We start from the raw sequence: 15,801 nt of genomic DNA on the forward strand, positions 1-15,801 counted from the left end.
TTTGACCTGAAGGCCAATTCGTCACCACAGGTCCGATTTCGAACTGCGCTCGATTTCGATATCGTGCGAGCGGGCTCGAAATCAAAACGACACTGCAAACGTTATCCTTCTTTGATTCCGAAACCCGCTCGGACCTTGATGTCGGAGCTCGCAGGAATTTCGGAATTGGAGACCTCGCAATTGGTACAAGCCGTCGATGAGCAGCATCTCCTTTCCTGAGCCGTCCAAAGACAAGCACGTCCTCGAAGAGGGCTCGGTCTTCTCACCGAATTTCGACGCGAACGGCCTTGTGACTGCCGTAGTGACGGATGCGGGCGACGGCACGCTGCTGATGGTCGCGCATATGAATGCCGAGGCACTGTCGCTCACGATCGAGACGGGCATCGCCCATTACTGGTCCCGTTCGCGTAAGTCGCTTTGGAAAAAAGGCGAGACGTCAGGAAACCTGCAGCACGTCACAGAAATCCTCACGGATTGTGACCAGGACGTAATTTTGCTCCGCGTAAACGTGTCCGGTCACGATGCAACTTGCCACACTGGGCGACGTTCCTGCTTCTATCGAAGGGTCGTGTCGGCAGACGGCAAAATCGGCTTGGTGGCTGACGGAAGTCCTCGCCTGTTCGATCCAGCCGAGACGTATCGGGGGTCCCGATGAACTATTTGCGATTTGCAAACCAGTCACCTTCATTCTTTCGATACGGCCAACCTGTATAGAAGAAAATGCAATAAAGGGGATTGTGATGCTCGACTGGGCGTCCATTCGAAACCGGCCAGACGCACGAGAGATCAACCAGATCTCGTCCTTCACCGGAGCACCTGATCCGAAGCCCGCCAAGAAATCCGGAATAGCACTGGCCCTGGGCGGTGGCGCAGCGCGCGGTTGGGCCCACATCGGGGTGTTGCGCGCCCTCGAGGAAGCTGGCATCGAGGTCAACATGATCGCCGGCACGTCCATCGGCGCTTTGGTCGGCGGCTGCTATCTTGCCGGCAAGCTGGACGCGCTGGAGGAGTTCGCCCGGAGCCTCACGAAACGCCGCATCTTCGGACTTCTCGACATCAATTTCGGCGGCAATGGTCTGTTCGGCGGCATGCGGCTGACACAGCGCATGCAGGAGCATGTGAAGGGCTTCACTTTCCAGGATCTGGCCCGGCCTTTCGTCTGCGTCGCTTCCGAGATCCGCACTGGCCACGAGATCTGGATCTCGAGCGGATCCTTGATCACCGCCATGCGAGCCTCCTACGCGCTGCCCGGCGTCTTCGAACCGGTGACCTGCAACGGCCGCGTGCTCGTCGACGGCGCCCTGGTCAATCCGGTTCCGGTATCGGTCTGCCGGGCCTACGAGCAGCCGCTGGTCGTTGCCGTGAACCTCAATTACGACGTCTACGGACGCGCGGCCGTCATCAAGCACAGCGCCGGCGAGCTCGTCGTGGAGCAGGACGCCACACCGGAGGGCCGCGGCGGCGTGGGTTCGACGCCACACGAGGCGCGGCTGGGCATCACCGGCGTGATGGTCGAAGCCTTCAACATCATCCAGGAGCGCATCTCGCGGGCAAGGCTCGCGGGCGACCCGCCGGACCTGTCGCTGCACCCCAAGCTCGGTCACATCGGCCTGTCCGAATTCCATCGCGCCGACGAGGCGATCCGGATTGGCTATGAAACCGCAAAGGCGCAGGTCGCGGAATTGGCCCGCCTGCAGGCGGTGCTGGGGTAGCCCGCCGTCGGACTACGCCAGCGCCGCATCCTGTATGCGAAACTGCGTGCTCCGGTTGCCGTTCCAGTAGTTGCCGTAAAGCGAGCCCGCGACATGTACGGTGCCGCCGCGGTTCCTGACAAGAAAATCGCCGACCGCCGTGTTCTCCGCGCGAAACGCTATGGCTTGCAGACGACCGCCGGCCGGCGACTGCAGGTCGGCGCGGACATGACCGTTGCCAACCAAACGAACGTCCAGAAGACGGTGACGCGGGAGGACCAGCACCGGTGGGGCATGTCCGGCTCCATAGGGGCCGGCTGCTTCGAGCGCGTCGAGAAGCGAAAGCGTGGCGCCTTCGGCGGAGAGCGCGGCGTCGATCTCGAGGCTTTCCTCTGTCCTGAGCCTCAGGACCTCGACTGCGGCACGCTCCTCGAAGAAGGCGCGCAGCAGGCCGAGCTTCGCCCGTTCGACGGTGATGCCTGCCGCCATCGCATGGCCGCCTCCCTTGACGATCAGCCCTTCGGCCGCGGCGGCGCGCACCAGCCGGCCGAGGTCGAATCCCGAAACCGAGCGGCCGGAGCCGGTGCCGATACCGTTGGCGTTGAAAGCGACCGCGAAAGCCGGCCGTCGGGCATGATCCTTGAGACGGGAGGCGATCAGCCCCACGATTCCGGCATGCCATTTTTCGCTCGCGGTGACGACGATCGCCGGTCCCTCTCCGGCAGCGAGCTCGAGATCGGCTTCGGCGCGCGCCTCCGAAAGCATCTCCTGCTCCATCGTCTGGCGCTCCTGGTTCAGCCGGTCGAGCGTTCCGGCAATGCCGTCCGCCTCGACCGGATCGTCGGTGGCGAGCAACCGGCTGCCCAGCGCGGCATCGCCGATCCGTCCGCCGGCATTGATGCGCGGTCCGATGAGGAAGCTGAGATGGAACGTGTTGACCGGCTCGCCGATGCGCGAGACGCGCGTCAACGCAGCCAGCCCGGCATTCTCCTGCCGGCGGATTGCAAGCAGGCCCTTGACGACGAAGGCGCGGTTGACGCCGACGAGGGGCACCACATCACACACGGTCGCGAGCGCGACGAGGTCGAGATAGCCGAGCAGGTCCGGCGCGCCGCCGTTTCCTCGCAGCCGCAGCTCGCGCGCCGCCTGCACGAGCGCCAGGAACGTGACGCCCGCCGCGCACAAATGGCCTTGCCCGGAGAGGTCGTCTTCGCGGTTCGGGTTGACGACGGCGACGCCATCTGGGAGCGCACCGCCGACCTGATGGTGATCGAGCACGACGACATCGGCACCGGCCTGGCGCCCCGCCTCGATCGCGACTGCGCTGTTGGTGCCGCAGTCGACCGTGACGATCAGCGTTGCGCCGCGGCCGGCGAGCTCGCGCATTGCATCGGGATTGGGCCCGTAGCCTTCGAAGATGCGATCGGGAATATAGATCTCGGCCGGCACGCCGTAATGCGCGAGGAACCGCTTGAGCAACGCGGAGGATGCCGCGCCGTCGACATCATAGTCGCCGAAGATCGCAACCCGCTCGCGCCGCTCGATCGCATCCGCGATGCGTGCCGCGGCCTTCGCCATGTCGGTCAGCGACGCAGGGTCGGGCAGAAGGTCGCGGATCGTCGGATCAAGAAAACGCTCGGCGCCCTCCGCCGTAACGCCGCGACCTGCAAGCACGCGCGCCACGATCTCGGGCACGCCGTGCCCTTGCGCTATCGCCAGCGCGACTGCCTCCTGGCGCCCGCTAAGCCGATGCCGCCAGGCCATGCCGCGCGCGGACTCGCGCACGCCCAGAAAAAGGCGGTCATCGGCGCCCGATTCGCGGAAACTCGCGTACATCCCCCACTAATAGCCGTGCACGGCCTGTCTCGGGAAGGCGCGCTCAGAACTTGTCCACGTCCTGGTGACGCGCCTTGATCTCGCGGACCGTCCCCGAAGAGGATCGCATCACCAGCGTGTCCGTCTCGATGCCATCGCGCCTGAAACGCACGCCGGACAAGAGATTGCCGTCGGTCACGCCGGTCGCGGCGAACAGCACGTCGCCACGCGCCATCTCATTGGCGCTGTAGACCTTTTTCGGATCGGCAATCCCCATTTTGTCGGCCCGGGCGAGCTTATCCTTGTCGTTGAGAAGGAGCCGGCCCTGGATCTGCCCGCCGATGCAGCGCAGCGCTGCGGCTGCCAGCACCCCTTCCGGAGCCCCGCCCGAGCCGAGATAGATGTCGATGCCGGTCTCGTCGGGTTTGGTGGTGTCGATGACGCCGGCAACGTCGCCGTCGCCGATCAGGCGGATCGCCGCGCCTGCCTTGCGCACTTCCTCGATCAGTCCGGCATGTCGCGGCCGATCGAGGATGCAGGCGGTGATCTCGCAAATCGGCACGCCCTTGGCTTTCGCCAGGTTGGTGAGGTTCTCGACGACCGGCGCATCGAGATCGACCAGCCCGGCCCGATAGCCCGGCCCGATCGCGATCTTCTCCATATAGACGTCCGGCGCGAAAAGCAGGCCACCCTCCGAGGCGACTGCGATGAGCGCCATTGAACCCGGCAGGTTCTTCGCGCAGATCGTCGCGCCCTCGAGCGGGTCGAGCGCGATGTCCACCTTGGGTCCCTCGCCCGTGCCGACCTTCTCGCCGATGAAGAGCATCGGCGCCTCGTCGCGCTCGCCCTCCCCGATGACGACGGTGCCGTCGATCGGCAGCTTCTTCAATTCGGCGCGCATGGCATCGACTGCAGCCTGATCGGCAGCCCGCTCGTCGCCGCGGCCGCGTATTCGCGCGGCGGCGACGGCCGCTCGCTCGGCGACGCGGACCAGCTCGAGGGTCAGGATCCGGGCAAGCGCCGAATTGCTGGAATTGGAGGATTCTTTTGCGGCCTCGCTCATCTCGTCGAGAACCATATCTCGGGCGATGCAACCTGTCGCGTCCCAAACTGCGATGCAGAAGTCGGCTGTCGGATTCGCCTACTGGAGGACCCCTCATCCGGCTCGGCGCTAAAGCGCCGAGCCACCTTCTCCCACAAGGGGAGAAGGAGGAGCGTTGCGTTTCACGTCTCTGCCAATCTCCAATGTTCGAGATTTGCCGCGAGCTAAATGCCAGGCTCCACCTTCTCCCCCTGTGGGAGAAGGTGGCTCGGCGCGCAGCGCCGAGACGGATGAGGGGTCCTCCAGTAGGCGAGTCGGATCGCAGACCAATGCCCACACACCTAGTCCGCCCGTTCGATCCTGATCACCTGCGGCTTGTCGATCAAGTGGCCGTCCTTGGTGATGCCGTCGACCGCCTTGCGGACAGCCGCCTCGGTCGTCTCGTGCGTGACGAGGATTACCGTCTTGCTGTCGGACGAATCGAGGCCGTCAGCGTGCTGAACGATCGATTCCAGTGAAATCTCGTTATCAGCCATGCGCTTGGCGATCGCGGCAAAGACGCCGATCCGGTCATACACCGTCAGCCTGATGAAATAGCCGCCGGCATGGCTGCGCATCCGCGCCTTCTTATAGGGCTTGAGCTCCTTGGCCGGACGGCCGAACACCGGGCCGTGCTGGAAGCCTGGCCGGCTCTTGGCGATGTCGGCGATGTCGCCGACCACTGCCGAGGCGGTGGCGTTGCCCCCTGCCCCGGGCCCGGAAAGCAGAAGCTCGCCGAGGATATCGGTCTCGATCGCCACGGCGTTGGTGACGCCATGCACCTGCGCGATCACCGAGGCCGTCGGCACCATGGTCGGATGGACGCGCTGCTCGATGCCGCTGTCGGTCTTCTGGGCGACCCCGAGAAGCTTGATGCGGTAGCCGAGCTCGGCCGCCGCCCGGATGTCGGCCTGGCTGATGTTGGAAATGCCCTCCATGTAGATATCGTCGGGCGCGATGCGGGTGCCGAAAGCGATGCTGGTCAGGATCGACAATTTGTGCGCCGTGTCCTGGCCCTCGATGTCGAAAGTCGGGTCCGCCTCGGCATAGCCCAGCCGCTGAGCGTCCTTGAGGCAGGCATCGAAGGAGAGCCCTTCGGCCTCCATGCGCGTCAATATGTAGTTGCAGGTCCCGTTCAATATGCCGAACACACGCGTGATCGAGTTGCCGGCGAGCGACTCGCGCATGGTCTTGATCACGGGAATGCCGCCGGCGACAGCCGCCTCGTAGTTCAACAGCACGCCTTTGCGCTCGGCGATCTCGGCGAGCGCGACACCATGCCTGGAAAGCAGCGCCTTGTTGCCGGTCACGACATGGCGGCCCGCTTCGAGGGCTGCCTTGACCGAATCGTGCGCCGCACCTTCGGCGCCGCCGATCAGCTCGACGAAAACGTCGATATCGGCTTGCCTTGCGAGCTCGACCGGATCGTCGAACCATTCCGCCGCACCGAGGGGCACGGCGCGATCGCGGCTGCGGTCGCGTGCCGAAACGGCCGTCACAACCAGGTCACGGCCGCACTGCCGCTTGAGCTCGACGGCCGTCTCGGTCAACACGCGCAACACCGAAGCGCCGACTGTGCCGAGCCCGGCAATTCCGATGCGCAATGCTTCCGCCATGACCTCGTGGCCCCCCAATTGTCAGTCCAGGAACTCTGATGAACCGGTATCAGCGCCGCGCGACAAGCGGCACGACATTGTTCGGCTGCTTCGTCGACGAAGCGAGGAAGCGTTTGATGTTGCGCGCCGCCTGGCGGATACGATGCTCGTTCTCGACCAGTGCGAGGCGGACATAGCCGTCGCCATATTCGCCGAAACCGATCCCCGGCGCGACCGCGACCTCGGCATGCTCGATGAGAAGCTTGGAGAATTCCAGCGAGCCGAGATCACGGAACGGTTCCGGCAGCGGCGCCCAGGCGAACATGGTCGATTGCGGGGCCGGCACGTCCCATCCGGCGCGAGCGAAGGATTCGACCATCACGTCGCGCCGCCTGTGATAGACATCGCGCACTTCTTCAATATCCGAACCGTCGCCGTTCAGTGCCGCGCTCGCCGCGACCTGGATCGGCGTGAAGGCGCCATAATCGAGATAGGACTTCACGCGGGTCAGCGCCGCGATCAGGCGCTCGTTGCCGACCGCGAAGCCCATGCGCCAGCCGGGCATGGAGAAGGTCTTCGACATCGAGGTGAACTCGACGGCGATATCGATCGCGCCCGGCACCTGCAGCACGGAAGGCGGCGGGTTGCCGTCGAAATAGATCTCGGCATAGGCGAGATCTGAAAGGATGATGATGTCGTTCTTCTTCGCGAATGCGACGACGTCCTTGTAGAAATCGAGGCTCGCCACATGCGCTGTCGGGTTCGACGGGTAATTGAGGATCAGCGCGAGCGGCTTCGGGATCGAGTGACGGACGCCGCGCTCCAGGGCCGGGATGAAACTGTCGTCGGGTGTGACTTGAAGCGAGCGGATGACGCCGCCCGACATGATGAAGCCGAAGGCGTGGATCGGATAGGTCGGGTTCGGGCAAAGCACCACGTCGCCCGGCGCCGTGATCGCCTGCGCCATGTTGGCGAAGCCCTCCTTCGAGCCCAGCGTGGCGACGATTTGCGTCTCCGGATTGAGCTTCACGCCGAACCGGCGGGCATAATAAGCGGCCTGCGCGCGACGCAGCCCGGGAATGCCGCGCGAGGACGAATAGCGATGGGTGCGCGGGTCGCGGACGACCTCGCAGAGCTTGTCGACGATGGCCTTCGGCGTCGGCAGGTCGGGATTGCCCATGCCGAGGTCGACAATGTCGGCCCCGCGCGAGCGCGCGCTGGCCTTGAGCCGGTTCACCTGTTCGAAGACATAGGGCGGCAGCCTGCGAACCTTGTGAAACTCTTCCATGGCGATTTCCGGCGTCTAGAGGGGGTGGCGCGATATACACTCATTCGGGAGGGCGGTCGATAGGTTTGGACTGAGGCAACAGCGCGGCCGCCAGAAAGGTTTTCGGGCTGCGTCCTCTCCGGGAACGTCACCGCGCTGCCGCCCCCTCATCCGTCTCGGCGCTACGCGCCGAGCCACCTTCTCCCACAGGGGGAGAAGGGGGAGCGCTGCATCTTACGTCTCCGCCAATCTCCGACGTCGGCCATTCGCGGCAACCTAAATGCCAAACTCCCCCTTCTCCCCTTGTGGGAGAAGGTGGCTCGGCGCGCAGCGCCGAGACGGATGAGGGGTACTCCAGAAGGCGATGGGCAAGCCTACTGCCCTTCGATCACCTTCAGCGTATCGGCCGTATGCGTCGCTGCAAGCTTGCGCAGCACTGCCGGATCGGTCGGAGCCTCTCCTGCGGCCCGCGCCGCCTTTGCTTGTTGGGCCGCCTGCAGCGATTCCGTGTCGGCGGTCTTCTCGTCAGGCGTGATTTGCGCGGTGGCAGCTTTCGGCGGGATGTTCAGATTGGGAAAGGTGCCGGTGTTCCTCGGGCCTTCGCTCAAACCCGTGTCGACGCTCTTGCTTGAGGCGGTGCCCACCTGGCCGGATGACGACGCCCTCGGCACCGTATTCCCGTTGCTCGTGGAAGCACAGCCCGCAAGCGCTGCCGAGAGCAGGCCGAATCCGGCCAGCGCGACCGCGGCGGAGCGCGAAAAAGAAAGCCGGTCAAGGCGTTGCGTCATTCTGTTCCGGTCGCTGCGCGGCATTGAGCTTGTACCGTCAAACACGTCTCATGATATTATGTCAACAAGGCGCTGGTGTCGCGATTTCGAAGTTCGCCTGAATTTTGATATCAGGCTCTGAGCGAAGTTCGAAATCAAAACGACACCAGGAATCAACAAGTTGCCAGTGTCCCTGTGATCCCGAAATTCGCTCGGATGCCTATATTCAAGCGCATGCGAAGTTCGGGATCGGGACTGTGGAGGGAATGCGGCGCATGAACAAATCGAAGGACGGCTCCGGCAAGGAATCGCCCGAGACTTCATCAGCCAACGAGACTTCATCGCTCGATCAGTACCTGGTCAAGGACCCGGAGCGCTTCGCCTTGAACCTGGCTCGCATGATCGAGGAGGCAGGCAAGGCCGCGGCAGCCTGGTCTGCCCCGCGCGAGAAGGGCGAGCTTCGCGATCAGGTCGCCGAACCCGTCGTCGACATGGTCAAGACCTTGTCCAGGCTTTCCGAATACTGGCTGTCTGATCCCGGCCGGGCGCTCGAGGCACAGACGCGGCTGTTTTCCGGCTATCTCAATGTCTGGGCAAACACCGTCCGCCGGGTCAGCACGCAAGAGCCGGTGGCCGACGTGATCGAGCCCGAGCGAGGCGACAAGCGCTTCCAGGACCCCGAATGGGGAAAGAACGCCTTCTTCGATTTCCTGAAGCAGACCTATCTGGTGACGACGCGCTGGGCGAATGACCTCGTCGAGCATGCCGAGGGGCTCGACGAGCACACGAAGCACAAGGCGAGCTTCTATGTGAAGCAGGTCGCCAATGCCGTCTCGCCGTCGAACTTCATCTTCACCAATCCGGAGCTCTTCCGCGAAACCGTCGCCTCGAATGGCGAGAACCTGGTGCGCGGCATGAAGATGCTGGCCGAGGATATCGAGGCGGGCAAAGGCGACCTGAAGCTCAGGCAGGCCGACCACTCGCCTTTCGAAGTCGGCAGGAACCTCGCCACGACGCCCGGCAAGGTGGTGGCCCGCAGCGAGCTTGCCGAGATCATCCAGTACGAGCCGACGACCGAGAAGGTGCTGAAGCGGCCGCTGCTGATCTGCCCGCCCTGGATCAACAAGTTCTACATACTCGACCTCAATCCGGAGAAATCCTTCATCCGCTGGGCGGTCGACCAGGGCCACACGGTCTTCGTCATCTCCTGGGTCAATCCGGACGAGCGCCACGGCACCAAGGATTGGGAAGCCTATATTCGCGAGGGCATCGAATACGGGCTCGACACGATAGAGCAGGCGACCGGCGAGCGCGAGATCAACGCCATCGGCTACTGCGTCGGCGGCACGCTGCTTGCGGCCGCGCTCGCGCTTATGGCCCAGCAAGGCGACAAGCGCATCCGCTCCTCGACCTTCTTCACCACGCAGGTCGACTTCACCCATGCCGGCGACCTCAAGGTGTTCGTCGACGAGGACCAGGTGACGGCGCTGGAGCACGCCATGAACTCGAAGGGCTTCCTCGAAGGCAACAAGATGGCGAGGGCTTTCAACATGCTGCGCTCGGGCGAGCTGATCTGGCCCTATGTCGTCAACAACTACATGCGCGGCAAGGAGCCGATGCCGTTCGACCTGCTCTACTGGAACGCCGATTCGACCAGGATGAGCGCGGCCAACCACTCCTTCTATTTGCGCAATTGCTACCTGGAGAATCGGCTCTCCAAGGGTCGGATGATGCTTGCCGGCCGCGCCGTGTCGCTGGCCGACGTCAAGATCCCGATCTACAACCTGGCCTCGCGCGAGGACCACATCGCCCCAGCGCGTTCCGTTTTTCTCGGCTCGCGATTCTTCGGCGGCGATGTCGAGTTCGTCATGGCCGGCTCCGGCCACATCGCCGGCGTCGTCAACCCGCCGCACAGGATGAAGTACCAGTTCTGGACGGGCGGCAAGCCGGCCGGCGAGTTCGAGGCCTGGCTTGCCGAGGCAACCGAGCATCCCGGCTCGTGGTGGCCGCATTGGCAAAAATGGATCGTGGAAAAGGACAGCCGACGCGTGTCCGCCAGGAAGCCGGGGAAGAAAACAAGTATACTTGGCGAGGCGCCGGGAGATTACGTGAAGGTTCGCGCCTAGATCGGACCGGGACTCCGTGGATAGCCTTGCAAACAGCGGCATTGCTGCCGCTCGTGCGTCAACCTCAATACACTCCGCCGCACCCGATGTTCTTCAATCGTTCTATGATGACGCTGAGTCAAATCTGGCGGAATGATGGCCAGCGAACATGTTCTCGCCTCAATTCATTCATAGCCGGTGGTTGCGAGCAGGGCGCGAATAAGCTACGTCTCATTTACCGGCCACGAGACATCAGCTCCGCAACAGAATCAGAGCGCATATCGCGCCAGCCCGGCCGGGAATTGGAGAAGGGGAAGCGGATTGACGAAAGCGCGATCGCGAAACGCGACCGGGGAATGGCGCATCGTTTCGGTGGCGTTGGTTTCCGCTTTGGTCGCCTCATGTTCCTCGACAGGCGATCCTACTTTCAACCTTGCGGACCCTGCCCTTTCGGGCGCATCGGCCGGAGCCTCCGTCGCTGCCGACACCGCTCCAGCCGAGGACGCGAGCAAGCTCGTGATGTCGAGCGAGGGCACCACGGCGCTTCCCGAAACAGTCGCCTATGTGCCGGCCGTGAAGCCCGGCAGCGCCTTCCCTGATTTCTCGGGCGCGCAGACCACGGCCCCTGCAACTGCAGCGCCGACCAACCCTACGGAATCAAAGTCTCAGGCAGCGCAGGCGGCGGCCTCTGATGCGCAAGCACAGAGCGCCGCCGCGGCGGTGGCTGATGATTCGCCAAAGAGTGACTCGCAAAAGACTGGCGCCAAGGCAGCGGCCGTTGCCGTGCCTGCCGATTATCCCGTCTACGTCACGGCGACCGACCCCAACCAGCCGCGGCCGGAGGCGCCGAAAAAGCGCGGATTCTTCCAATCGCTGTTCGGCGCCACGCCCGCAAACGCCACGCCGCTGATCAAGCCGGAATCGCAGAGAGGCGGCGAGCCGCTGATCGAGATGCAGGCCAAGGCCAAGCCGGTGATTGCGCCGGAGCCCTCCCCCAAGCCTGTCCTCATGCTGGCCTCGACGGGCGGCGAAAAAGCAGAAGTGCAGGCCGCTTCGCTTGGCGGCAATGGCGCGACCGAGCGTCTCGACGCCCTCCCCGGCGTGCGCCAGTCGTCCCTGTTCGAGATCAAGCGCAAGTCCGGCCTCAATGACGATGACAGCGACGTCGACCTGCACGAAGAGGAAGATTACGGTCCGGTTCGGGTGGCAACCGCGGCCGGCATGGCGAGGCTTGCGCCCAATGGCCTCATCACCCAGACCGACCAGGTCGACGTTGCCTGCCTGAAGCCCTCGCTGGTGCGCATGCTGAAGACGGTCGAGCAGCATTATGGGAAGCGGCTCGTCGTTACCTCAGGCTATCGCGACCCCCAGCACAACCAGCGCGCCCGCGGCGCCAGGAACTCGCTGCACATGTATTGCGCCGCCGCCGACGTGCAGGTGCCCGGCGTGAGCAGATGGGAGCTTGCGACCTTCATCCGCTCCATGCCCGGCCGCGGCGGCGTCGGCACCTACTGCCACACCGAATCGGTGCATATCGACGTCGGCCCCGAGCGCGACTGGAACTGGCGCTGCCGCCGGCGTAACAGCTAAGGCGTTCTGCAATTCGCCCGACGCAGGCGCTGCGCGCTGCATTTGCGTCTCCGCCAACCTCCGACGTTCGCGATTTGCGGCAAGCTAATTGCCAGGCTCCCCCTTCTCCCCCTGTGGGAGAAGGTGGCTCGGCGCGAAGCGCCGAGACGGTTGAGGGGTCTGCAGGGCGCGACGGTGCCGACTGAAAGCAGAAGGCTCTAGCCCTACTGCTTGGCTTTCCAGGGTTTCCGCCCCCGGCGGGACCCCTGCGCCAAACTCCGACGAAAAACTTCGTCAAACCGCCACGCGATGGGTTGCCGCCCCGATAATCCGCAACTATAAGCCGCTTCGCGCTGCGCCCATCGTCTAGCGGTCCAGGACGCCGCCCTTTCACGGCGGAAACACGGGTTCGATTCCCGTTGGGCGTACCAGCCATCTCCATTCCCGAACAAAGCTGGGCACCAGGGGTCTTATCTGATCCAAAGACGACTTCTGTAATCCGGGCCCTTCGATGGCCGCTTCACGCCAGTAGCGATCATTGCCGAGCAGATACTCTAACGTCGCGTTCGGCAATCCGACCGGTTATGGTAAGGATGCGCGAGAATGCAGACGTTCATTCTGGTGGGCCCGCGGGCGAACTACGTGCGAATGCCGTCCGCCTCCCCCAGTCGAAATACTATCGTGGATGCCTGGCGAAGCTGCGCTGCCAAACGGCCAGAGGCGTCGATGAAAATATATTCGGGCGTAGATCTGCAAGTGTCTATGCCGCTTGCCCGCACGTGGTCGCGAAACGACATCGCCTGCGTCGCACCGTCCCCGAGCATCGCGACGGCTGCGTCGAAGGTCAACCCCTGACGCGCGCGGCTTAGCAAAGCTGCCCAGGAAATCCTCAGGCAGCGGCAGCCACCTGCATGCCGTGGAGCTCTGCTTCGAAGTCATCGAAGAAGGCTGCCGCCATCGCCGTGAATTCCTGATCCTCGCCGTACGCCGTGCGCATGAAGTGGGCATCTTCCAGAGCATCATGGAGCGCAGCGTGCCAGCCCGGGTCGTCCTGCGCCGTCCTGGCCAGCCTCTGGAGAACGCGAGTCCGCTGCGCACGAAGTGTCTTCATGACAGCGATCCGCCGATGCACGAGGTTGACCCGGTTCAGGGCATAGGCCTTGATCGATTCCTTGCCGTAGCGATCCGGAACGCCTTCAATCATGCGCGGCTTCACCAGAACTTGAGGACCATCATGGTCCCAGGTGAGGTGATCAGCGGGGTCTCGGATCGTCGGGTCGATGAGGAGCGGGTCCTCTGCCGTGAGGTCGTCCTTGCGATGAACGGCCCTCAGTCCGGCAATGGGAAAATAGTTTTGTTTGCCGTGGCTCACTGTAGGGGTCGAATTCAGCAGTCGATCGAACTCCTCCGGGCTGACGGCATTTTCCAGTACGTGAGCCAGCCTGCGCTGATTACAGCTTTTGCAACTCGGCAGCATGTTCAGCCAGGAGTAGGTTAGCCACCAATAACCGGGATGCGCTTCACCCTCGACGCCTCCTTTCGGTCGGAAATGCTCGATCTCAGAGTCCCCCCCAGCTCGTATGTCCCGCTCGCAGTAGGCGCACTTGTGCCGGAATATATCAGCGAGCGCGATCGAGACCTCGTGCATCCGATAGGCGGTGAACTTGAACGACTTGAATTCGGGGGCGGTGTAGTCCAGCCTGAAGTAGTACTTCGCCGCGGATCGCTTTTCATCACGGATTGCCTTCCCCGGGTTGGAAAGACACGCAGGCTCAGATCCTGCCGGCCGAGCGACGAACCTCACGCGGTTTGCTCCTCCGCATCGCCGCGCAGCACCTTCAGCACCGCCTCTACGGCTTCCCGCCGCGCACGAACCTGGCCTCGCCTTTGCTCCCGCTCTTCAAGATAGTGGTCCAGTGCCTCATGGACGAGCTGCTGCTTGATGGTGTCGCCAAGCACGATCCTTGAGATCAAGTCATCGTCGCGCGAGCGGTCGGATCGTAGAGCCTCCGAACCCTCGACAGTCCGGGCCAGTTCCCATTCGAGCTCGGGATCCGCGGTGCTGAAGAGCCCAAAGTAGTCGGACGTCAGGAGCTGCTCTGCGCTCATACCCCGAATGGCCGGGAGATCGCCCAGACGGTGCACCCTTCCCTCGGCATCCCGTTCGATGACCTCCACTTCACCGTTATCCATCCCGCGCAGGCACAGCGGATCGTGGGTGCTGATGATGAACTGGACGCCTGGGAACGCGCGCCGAAGCGCCGCGACAATGCGCATCTTCCAGCGCGGGTGCAGGTGCGTCTCTATCTCGTCGATGAGTACGACACCTCGAGCGCGCTCGAGGTCCGGCCAGCTTCCGAGCAGGTTGCGCATAATATCAACCGCTAAAGAAAACAGGCTTCTATACCCCTCGCTCAGCCGCTCCACCGGAACGAGCCTCCCAAGGACACGAACCGAAAGACGCCCGGCCCCGTCCATGACGAGCTCGTCGTTTACGTCGAGAGCCAGCACCTCGCGCAGGCCCCGGGCCACGGCATTGAAAGTAGTTTCGTCTTCGCTGATGCGCAGAAGCCACGGGCCTGCACTGGGAAGCGCGCGGTTCGGAACGAAGAGATTGCGTATCAGGCCAAACGGTTGGCGAGATGGCCGCGAATTGTCTGAAAACTGGCGCCGGGCACCATAGGCCAATACGAGAACAGAAGGTTGTGCGGTCCCTTCTAGGCGGCGACCATCTGCGCTGACACCGAACTCGGCTGGTTCGCCCTCGTCACGGAAATGTACGACCACCCGTGGAGCGGGTGGATCAATTATGTCCCATCCCACTGGATCATCGCGGCGAAGGAACTCGGATCCCGGGATACCGAGCCGCGCCACCGCTCTCGTGCCGGCCAGGGCGAGCGCTACGGCCTCCAGCACCGAACTCTTTCCGGCAGCGTTCTCGCCGAGCAGCATTAGGCACGGCAGCTCGCGACGTCGCTCGGTAGTCCTCGCGAACTCCAGGGTGAGCCGCTCCACACCTTTGAAATCGTAAATCTCGACGGCCTTTATTTCGCGATCGGGAAACCGCCGACGTGCACCGCCCCCAAGAGCCGCCGGCGGAAGGCGCATACCGCTATCCGCAAGCCGGTCGAGTTCTGTAGGACGGAGCTCGGGAAGTTTCGCGTCCTCCAGGAATACGTCTTCAAGAAGGTCGGAAAGCCGGCCTCGATCGGCGGTGGTTGCGCTTTCAATGGTCCTGCGGAACCATTCCGGGAGAGATTGCCGAACCGTCGGAACCCGGACGCCGGGACTCGCCCAGGTGACAAGCGCTCGGTGAAGGGTATCGAGACGAGAACCCACGAACTCCCGCGACAGGTCGAACATAAGCGAGAGATGCTCGCGATCGCCGTCCTTGATGGCTCTCGGAAAGCGCGCGCGCAGCTCATTGAGATCATCTGAGCGGCGCGCCACGAGCGAGGGGCGATTGAGCTGGAAAACCGCTACGGTAACCTCGCCTCTACGGCGCAGGGGGCGGCACGTCCCATCTGCCGACATCCGAATTTCGTCCCATGGATCATCCCTGCTCGGATCGATCAATTCGGGCGACTCAAAAGCGAGAACCTCGTCGAAAGTTGCTCGCACCCGCGCCCTCATACCGGCAACTGGGAAAAGGCCGCCCTTGGCCTTACCGCATGTGCCGCAGACGAGGAGAAGGTTCTCCCATTCATACGCCAGCCAGACGTAATGCTGACGCGACTCTACACTGTCGAGACCCCGCGCGTAGCCAAGCGGCCGAAAGTGCTCCACCTCTTCTTCGCCGTGAGGGATGGCCGCCTCACAGTACGCGCACTTGTCCATGAACAGGTGTCGGAGCGCCTCGACCACCGAGGGGCTACGGTAGAGCCGCTCGTTCAGGGGGGCCCGCCGCTGCT

At 63.6% G+C, this 15,801-nt stretch carries 11 protein-coding genes and 1 tRNA gene; 5 read left to right on the forward strand and 7 right to left on the reverse strand.

Going from position 1 to position 15,801, the window contains the following annotated elements:
* Positions 1 to 196 precede the first annotated feature (196 nt).
* Together hisI and SAZ10_RS19380 are read left to right on the forward strand one after the other, a co-directional pair.
* Positions 197 to 655, forward strand: coding sequence for a phosphoribosyl-AMP cyclohydrolase (gene hisI / locus SAZ10_RS19375; protein WP_318610990.1), 459 nt, complete (start codon positions 197 to 199; stop codon positions 653 to 655).
* An 85-nt stretch (positions 656 to 740) separates the two neighbouring features.
* Positions 741 to 1,712 (forward strand): patatin-like phospholipase family protein, encoded by a 972-nt coding sequence (locus tag SAZ10_RS19380; protein ID WP_318610991.1) that lies wholly within the window; start codon positions 741 to 743, stop codon positions 1,710 to 1,712.
* A 12-nt stretch (positions 1,713 to 1,724) separates the two neighbouring features.
* Here SAZ10_RS19380 and recJ read toward each other — a convergent pair whose 3' ends face one another.
* From recJ to SAZ10_RS19405, 5 genes are all read right to left on the reverse strand, one after another.
* Positions 1,725 to 3,527 carry a single-stranded-DNA-specific exonuclease RecJ gene (recJ, locus tag SAZ10_RS19385; protein WP_318610992.1) on the reverse strand — a complete coding sequence of 601 codons (1,803 nt, stop codon included), beginning with the start codon at positions 3,525 to 3,527 and terminating at the stop codon, positions 1,725 to 1,727.
* Positions 3,528 to 3,570: 43 nt separating this feature from the next.
* Complete coding sequence (gene glpX / locus SAZ10_RS19390; protein ID WP_318610993.1) at positions 3,571 to 4,569, reverse strand: class II fructose-bisphosphatase; 999 nt, start codon at positions 4,567 to 4,569, stop codon at positions 3,571 to 3,573.
* A 320-nt stretch (positions 4,570 to 4,889) separates the two neighbouring features.
* Complete coding sequence (locus tag SAZ10_RS19395) at positions 4,890 to 6,203, reverse strand: homoserine dehydrogenase (RefSeq protein WP_318610994.1); 1,314 nt, start codon at positions 6,201 to 6,203, stop codon at positions 4,890 to 4,892.
* A gap of 49 nt (positions 6,204 to 6,252) precedes the next feature.
* Entirely contained in the window at positions 6,253 to 7,470 is a 1,218-nt protein-coding gene (locus tag SAZ10_RS19400; RefSeq protein WP_318610995.1) for an LL-diaminopimelate aminotransferase, read from the reverse strand.
* 353 nt (positions 7,471 to 7,823) lie between these two features.
* Entirely contained in the window at positions 7,824 to 8,237 is a 414-nt protein-coding gene (locus tag SAZ10_RS19405; protein WP_318610996.1) for a hypothetical protein, read from the reverse strand.
* Positions 8,238 to 8,491: 254 nt separating this feature from the next.
* Here SAZ10_RS19405 and SAZ10_RS19410 point away from each other — a divergent pair, with 254 nt between their 5' ends.
* The 3 genes from SAZ10_RS19410 to SAZ10_RS19420 all read left to right on the forward strand — a co-directional run bounded on the left by SAZ10_RS19410 (position 8,492) and on the right by SAZ10_RS19420 (position 12,321).
* On the forward strand, positions 8,492 to 10,342 hold the full coding sequence (locus tag SAZ10_RS19410) for a class I poly(R)-hydroxyalkanoic acid synthase (protein ID WP_318610997.1): 1,851 nt from the start codon (positions 8,492 to 8,494) through the stop codon (positions 10,340 to 10,342).
* Positions 10,343 to 10,642: 300 nt separating this feature from the next.
* Positions 10,643 to 11,911 (forward strand): YcbK family protein, encoded by a 1,269-nt coding sequence (locus SAZ10_RS19415; protein ID WP_318610998.1) that lies wholly within the window; start codon positions 10,643 to 10,645, stop codon positions 11,909 to 11,911.
* A 334-nt stretch (positions 11,912 to 12,245) separates the two neighbouring features.
* Positions 12,246 to 12,321: transfer RNA gene (locus SAZ10_RS19420), tRNA-Glu, on the forward strand.
* Between the two features lie 458 nt (positions 12,322 to 12,779).
* On the opposite strand, the gene SAZ10_RS19425 is transcribed toward SAZ10_RS19420, so the two are convergent.
* Positions 12,780 to 13,694, reverse strand: coding sequence for a hypothetical protein (locus SAZ10_RS19425; protein ID WP_318610999.1), 915 nt, complete (start codon positions 13,692 to 13,694; stop codon positions 12,780 to 12,782).
* Complete coding sequence (locus SAZ10_RS19430) at positions 13,691 to 15,754, reverse strand: AAA family ATPase (protein ID WP_318611000.1); 2,064 nt, start codon at positions 15,752 to 15,754, stop codon at positions 13,691 to 13,693. Before SAZ10_RS19430 ends, SAZ10_RS19425 begins: the two co-directional genes overlap by 4 nt.
* Between the last annotated feature and the right edge of the window lie 47 nt (positions 15,755 to 15,801).

Origin of the sequence: Mesorhizobium sp. BAC0120 (assembly GCF_033542235.1) — a bacterium.
In the GTDB taxonomy this organism is placed as follows: Bacteria; Pseudomonadota; Alphaproteobacteria; order Rhizobiales; family Rhizobiaceae; genus JAWRCU01.

Bases quoted from the DNA above. Each gene is read 5' to 3' on its own strand.
- SAZ10_RS19395 (WP_318610994.1), bottom strand. From the start codon at position 6,203: ATGGCGGAAGCATTGCGCATCGGAATTGCCGGGCTCGGCACAGTCGGC.
- hisI (WP_318610990.1), top strand. From the start codon at position 197: ATGAGCAGCATCTCCTTTCCTGAGCCGTCCAAAGACAAGCACGTCCTC.
- SAZ10_RS19400 (WP_318610995.1), bottom strand. From the start codon at position 7,470: ATGGAAGAGTTTCACAAGGTTCGCAGGCTGCCGCCCTATGTCTTCGAA.
- glpX (WP_318610993.1), bottom strand. From the start codon at position 4,569: ATGAGCGAGGCCGCAAAAGAATCCTCCAATTCCAGCAATTCGGCGCTT.
- recJ (WP_318610992.1), bottom strand. From the start codon at position 3,527: ATGTACGCGAGTTTCCGCGAATCGGGCGCCGATGACCGCCTTTTTCTG.
- SAZ10_RS19410 (WP_318610997.1), top strand. From the start codon at position 8,492: ATGAACAAATCGAAGGACGGCTCCGGCAAGGAATCGCCCGAGACTTCA.
- SAZ10_RS19405 (WP_318610996.1), bottom strand. From the start codon at position 8,237: ATGACGCAACGCCTTGACCGGCTTTCTTTTTCGCGCTCCGCCGCGGTC.
- SAZ10_RS19380 (WP_318610991.1), top strand. From the start codon at position 741: ATGCTCGACTGGGCGTCCATTCGAAACCGGCCAGACGCACGAGAGATC.